The organism is Neobacillus drentensis (assembly GCF_036962765.1).
Classification (GTDB): Bacteria; Bacillota; Bacilli; order Bacillales; family Cytobacillaceae; genus Neobacillus; species Neobacillus drentensis_C.
The window spans coordinates 781-2,171 of record NZ_JBALOS010000406.1 but is presented as its reverse complement, the minus strand read 5'-3'; the positions used below and the strand labels follow the sequence as shown (position 1 = coordinate 2,171).

At 37.5% G+C, this 1,391-nt stretch carries 1 protein-coding gene; it reads left to right on the top strand.

The genetic code is table 11. The features are described 5' to 3' along the window. The first annotated feature begins 82 nt into the window (after positions 1-82). Positions 83-1,237: a CapA family protein gene (locus tag V7137_RS30110; RefSeq protein ID WP_335701471.1), complete on the top strand. Its 1,155-nt coding sequence runs from the start codon at positions 83-85 to the stop codon at positions 1,235-1,237. Positions 1,238-1,391: the final 154 nt, after the last annotated feature.

Sequence of the window (1,391 nt, the reverse complement as noted above, 5' to 3'; positions counted from 1 at the left end):
GACTTATCTGACGAAGAATAGTTTTTAAATTACATAAGAATATAATATAGTATAATTATCAGTCTAAAATGAAGGAGTATCTATGAAAAGGCAAGCTATTATACCATCAGTTATTATTATTATTGTTTGTATTGCTTTAGCTTCTTTTCTATTCATTCAGCAATGGCAAGATTCTGATGATGACGACAAGAAGGTTTTTACATCGAAAAATCATCAGCCGCGTTCTTCCGTATTGATCAATCGAGAGCTGACAGAAAAAATAACGATTGGGGCCATCGGGGATATCCTGATACACGACAATGTTTATCAAGATGCCTATAATGGGGCTACATATGAATTTGACCCAATGTTTGAGAACGTGAAACCATTATTGGAGAAACCAGATGTTTTAACAGCCAATCAAGAAAGTATGGTTGGTGGAGAAACACTAGGTATTTCTAGTTATCCGAGATTCAATAGTCCATATGAGGTGGCGGATGCTCTTGTACATACAGGCGTCGATATTGTATCCACAGCTAATAATCATACGTTAGATAAAGGTGAAAAAGGGATTAAGTCGGAGGCAAAGTATTTAGAGAGTATTGGTTTACCACATGTTGGAAGTTCCCTTAATGAAAAGGATCGCCAAAATTTGAGGATTTTAAATAAAAACGGGATAAAGGTTGCTTTTCTCTCCTATACATACGGAACAAACGGAATTCCTGTTCCTGACGGAAAAGATTTTCTCGTCAACCTCATTAATCGTGAAACAATGCGTGATGAAATTCATCGTGCTAAAAAGGAAGCCGATGTCATCGTCATGAGTATCCATTGGGGGAATGAGTACCACAGAATGCCTACCAAAGAACAAAAGGAACTGGCCAACTTTCTCGCAAACGAAGGTGTCGACATTATTTTTGGTTCCCACCCTCATGTTCTCCAGCCCATGGAATGGATAAAGACAGATGATGGTAGAAAATCCTTTGTTGTCTATTCATTAGGAAATTTTATCTCGGCACAACATAATGATTATAAAGACATTGGCGGTCTGGCTACCCTTGACATTACAAAACATGTTTCAGATAAAGGGAAATCGATTGAGATTTCGAACCCGAAATTTTATCCAACCTATGTTGCTAGTAAACACAATACTCGTTTCCGAGTCGTCCAATTGGAAAAAGCCGGATCCTTTGGTCTACGTAATGCTAAGGGAAAATATAAAGACATTCAAGATCATATGATGCAGTGGCTCCGTTAATACGGGGCCTTTTTATCTCATTAAAAGGATGATGACAGACAGGAGATGGTGAGATGGTATGGACAAATCAAAAAGGCATCTGGTTAGCTGGATATTTTATCATAATGATGTTTCTTTTTACGAGAGGATTTTATACCCCTTTTTTTGCACTTTT

Excerpts from the sequence above, each read along its gene's own strand:
- V7137_RS30110 (WP_335701471.1), top strand. The coding sequence starts at position 83 with ATGAAAAGGCAAGCTATTATACCATCAGTTATTATTATTATTGTTTGT.